The following is a 5,255-nucleotide window of genomic DNA, read 5'->3' as shown; positions in this document are numbered from 1 at the left end:
CGGATGAACTATGTACAGGTATCAAGACCTATACCTTTACCTATACCGATTGTAGTGGCGCAACAGCCACCTGGAATTATGTTTATACCATCCAGATGGCCAGCTTCAGCATTGATGCCTTGCCAGGATCTTCAACCGTTAACTGTGTATCTGCTGCTATACCACCAGTTGTTGGACTGCCGTTAGTTACTGATGCCTGTGGTGTAGTACTAATGCCTGCAGGAGAGCCAGCAATAATTGATAATCCGTCTCCCATCACTTGTGAGGGAACAAGAACTTTCCGTTTCCGGTATGTGGATTGCGCCGGTAATGAAGCATTCTGGGATTATATTTATACTATCGATGCACCATTGTTTACTATTACTGATCCGGCAGGTGCCGCAACGGTAAATTGTATATCGGACGCCACCGAGCCAGCAGCAAGCCTGCTTCCTGTTGTACTGGATGCATGTAACAATCCACTGCAGCCGGATGGTCCGCCACAAGTGATCAATGATCCCTCACCACTTACATGTGAGGGATCAGTAACCTACCGCTACACATATACAGAATGTGCGGGAAATACTGCTACCTGGGATTTCGTATATACCATCGTGCAGCTTCCATTCAGCATTTCAGCCCCTGCAGGAACTGCAATTGTAAATTGTATTGCTGAAGCCATTACCCCCACTGCAGATCAATTGCCTGTGGTGGAAGATGCATGTGGTAATTTGTTGAGTCCGGTCGGAGATCCAACAATCATTGAATCACCCGATCCGCTGACCTGCGAAGGAACAAGAACATTCAGATATACCTATAGTGACTGCGATAATAATACAGCTACATGGGATTTTGTCTACACTATTTCTGTACCCAGCTTTATTATCAGTACCCCTGCAGGATCTGCAACTGTGAATTGTTTATCAGAAGTTACTGTTCCAGGGGTAGCTGAATTAGGTGATGTGCGGGATGCCTGTGGTAACCTGCTTTCACCAATCGGCGATCCGGTTATAATAAATGATCCTGCCACTATTAGCTGCGAGGGAACTATTACTTATAGATATAGTTTCCGCGACTGTGCCGATCATATTGCCACCTGGGATTATGTGTACCGGATAGAGGTGACGCCTTTTGTAATAACGGAACCGAATGGTGCTGCATCAGTGAATTGTATTAGCGGAGCTATACAACCACAACCTTCAGAACTTCCTGCAATTACTGATAATTGCGGAAATATATTATTGCCGGTAGGCGATCCCGTTATACTTGATAATCCATCACCTTTAAGTTGTGAGGGAACAAGAACCTTCCGTTACACTTATCGCGACTGCGATAACAATGAAGCGAACTGGGATTTTGTGTACACTATCGAACAACCGGTATTTACTATCGATATACCTGCAGGTGGAGCAACAGTGGAATGTATTGGTAATGCAGTTGAACCAGCTTCTGGAATCCTGCCTTCGGTTACTGATGGCTGTGGAAATAGTTTACTGCCGGATGGTGCACCGGAGAGGATAGAAGATCCATCCCCGCTTACCTGCGAAGGCACCATAACATTCCGTTATACTTACAGGGATTGTGCAGATAATACAGCTACATGGGATTTTATATACACCATTAGTCAGCCAGTATTCAGCATCGCTGATCCGGCGGGTACTGCTACGGTAAATTGTATAAGCGATGCCGTAGAGCCAACAGCTGATATGCTTCCTGAAGTACGCGATGCATGTAATAATTTATTAGCACCATCAGGAGTACCTGTCCGGATCGATATGCCATCGCCCCTCACTTGTGAAGGAACAATAACATGGCGATACAATTACATGGATTGCGCGGGCAATACTGCCACATGGGATTATATCTATACGATCGAACAATTGCCTTTCACTATTAGCGCAGCACCTGGTTTACGCACGGTAAACTGTTTATCTGAAGCAACATTGCCTGCATTAAGTGAACTCCCTTCGGTTACTGATGCCTGTGGTAATATCCTTTTACCGGAAGGGGATCCGGTGATTGTGAATGAACCCGATCCGATTACCTGCGAAGGAACAATTCGTTTCCGCTATACATACAGGGATTGTGCAGATAATACTGCTACATGGGATTATGCATACAATATTGAAGCGCTTTCATTCACCATTACCACACCGGTTGTAAACCAGTCAGTGAATTGTATCAGTGAAGCCGTTCAGCCATTGTTGCCTGTCCTTCCTGATGTGATAGATAATTGCGGAAATATTTTGCTGCCTGAAGGAGAACCACAAATAATTGATAATCCCGATCCGCTTACATGTGAAGGAAGCAGAACCTTCCGCTATACCTATCGTGATTGCGCGGATAATACCGCCACATGGGATTATATATATACGGTAGTACAGCCCACATTTACGATTAGCAATCCCTCAGGGGCAAGCAATGTTAGCTGCATGACCGATGTGGTGGAGCCAGCAGTTGGACTGCTTCCTGAAGTAGTTGATGGTTGTGGAAATATTTTGCAGCCTGTTGGTGAGCCTGTGATCATAATGGATCCCTCACCGATAACATGTGAAGGAACAGTTACTTATCGTTATACCTACCGCGACTGTGCCGGTAATGAAGCAGGTTGGGATTATATTTATACCATTGATCTGCCTGTATTTTCTATAACTGAGCCCGCAGGTTTAGCTCTAGTAGGATGTATTTCAGAAGCAGTTCTTCCGGAAATATTGCCAACAGTAACAGATGCCTGTGGTAATGTTATCGATCCTGACCAGGATGTAGAAATCATTGACAGTCCAGCCCCATTAACCTGTGAAGGCACGCGCACCTATCGGTTTACCTATCGCGATTGTGCCGGCAGTGTTGCAACCTGGGATTTTGTTTACCAGGTAGAGCTGCAGGCATTTACCATTGATGCATTGCCCGGGGCAATAACGGTGAATTGTATTGCGGATATCAGTGCGCCGGATGCGTCAGAACTACCTTCGGTTACAGATGCTTGTGGTAATACCTTATTACCGGAGGGTGAGCCATTAATTATTGATTCACCTGATCCGCTTACCTGCGAAGGAAGCAGGACCTATAGGTATACCTATCGTGATTGCGCAGATAATGTAGCTACATGGGATTATGTGGTGACTGTTGACCTGCTTCCGTTTAGTATTACCGAAACTGCGGGAAGTTCTGTGGTGAACTGTCTTGCTGATGCTACTGAGCCAATATCGACAATACTGCCAGAAGTAAGAGATGCATGTAATAATATTCTTCTACCAGTAGGCTTGCCCGTTAGGACGGAAGCATTGGGAGCTGATTGTTCAGGAACAGTAACCTATACATATAGTTATATTGATTGTGCAGGACATACAGATACATGGGAATATGTATATACCATAGCACCTTTGGATCCTGTGATCAATTGCGTTGCCGACCAGGTATTGTGCCGGAATGAAAACGGTATCTACACCATACCGGCAATTGACGGAACAGCCAGTTGTGGTGGCAATTTAAATTATAGTTACACTATTACTGGTGCTACAATGCGTGATGGTACGGGCAATGACGCGAGTGGTATATTTGAAGCTGGTGTTTCCACTATTACCTGGACTATTACGGATGATTGTGGCAATACGGCAAACTGTACCACTACAATCACAATCAATGACCTGCTGGTGGCAATTGATCCGGTAGTACCGCTTTGTGAGAATGGAGCTTCGGTGCAGCTTTCGGCTAATCCGGCTGGAGGTGTGTGGACCGGAGTTGCAGTTAGTTCTGCAGGAAGTTTTGATCCTGCCATTGCCGGAGTGGGCGTTCACACTATAACATATACCTATACCGATCTCAATAATTGTGAAGTATCCTCCACTGTTGAAATAGAGGTTCGTGCATTACCGGAACTCAGCATCACTGCTACACCAGTATTGTGCAGGGGTGAGTCAAGTGGAACAGCCCTGGCGGTGGCCAATGGTGGTACCCCGGGATATAGTTATGTATGGCAAACGCTGCCACAACAGGCTGTTGACAGGGCCGTTGGATTGCCAGCAGGAAATTATACTGTAGAGGTAACAGATGCTATTGGCTGTCAGAGTAGCAGCAGCATAGATATCGTTGAGCCGGAGGAGATTGTTATCGTTCCGACAATGCAGCCAACTATTTGTACAGGTTCTGTGGGAGAGATAAACATTGAAGTGAGTGGAGGAACTGGTGGATATAGTTATAGCTGGACAGGACCTGGATCATTTACGGCCAGTACGCAGAATATAACGGGATTGGCTACCGGAAGTTATCGCGTAGTTGTAATTGACGAAAATGGATGTGAAGCAGCGTTGGATATTAATGTGGGATCGGAAGATATGATCTTAGATATTACGGAGAACATTACAGCGGCGATCTGTACAACATCAAATGGCTCGATTGATTTAAGTGTTGCTGGTGGAACTGCACCATATACGATCAGTTGGAATGGTCCCCGAAGCTTTAGGTCATCAGAAGAGGACCTTGTGGATCTTTCGCCGGGAATGTATACCGTAACTGTAACCGATGATAATGGTTGTACGGCTGCAAAATCAATTGAGGTAACTGTTGAAGTTCAAACCATCACCGCGTTACCAACTGTTGGCCAGACAGCTTGTACTGGTGCAACCGGAGCGATTACGCTTGAAGTAACAGGTGGCACGCCGGTTTACTCATATAGCTGGACGGGTCCGGGAAGTTTCACTGCTGGTACAAAAGATCTTACCGGATTAGTTGCTGGAATGTATGCTGTGGTGATCACCGATATCAATGGGTGTGAAACTACACTTGATGTGGAAGTAGGATCTGAGATACAGACCATTGATTTAACTGAAGTAATAACTCAAACAATCTGTACTTCTGACAATGGTGGTATTGATCTTATCATTGATGGCGGAACTGCGCCATATACCATTAGCTGGAACGGACCAAGATCTTACAACTCATCAGATGAGGACATAACGAATCTCGCCCCAGGCGTTTACACTGTAACAGTTACTGACGCCAATGGCTGTACTGCAACAAAAGATATTGAAGTAACGATTAATGTTCAAACCATCACAGCGGTTCCAACCGTTGGACTGACAGCTTGTACGGGTGCAACAGGAACAATTGCGTTAGAAGTTATTGGCGGTACACCAGCTTATTCATATAGCTGGACAGGCCCTGCAGGCTTTACCGCTGCTACAAAAGATATCAATGGCCTTATTGCTGGTATGTACACCATTGTGATCACTGATCTCAATGGATGTACTACCGCCCTTGATGTGGAAGTAGGTTCT

At 45.5% G+C, this 5,255-nt stretch carries 1 protein-coding gene; it reads left to right on the top strand.

All coding sequences use genetic code 11. The annotated features are described in order from the left end of the window. The coding region (locus HY58_RS18300; protein ID WP_039135594.1) for a SprB repeat-containing protein at nucleotides 1-5,255 on the top strand (5,255 nt) is incomplete at both ends.

The sequence above is a fragment of the Flavihumibacter sp. ZG627 genome, assembly GCF_000814325.1.
In the GTDB taxonomy this organism is placed as follows: domain Bacteria; phylum Bacteroidota; class Bacteroidia; order Chitinophagales; family Chitinophagaceae; genus Flavihumibacter.
The sequence above is the reverse complement of the archived record's forward strand: the minus strand, read 5'-3'. Positions and strand labels throughout refer to the sequence as shown.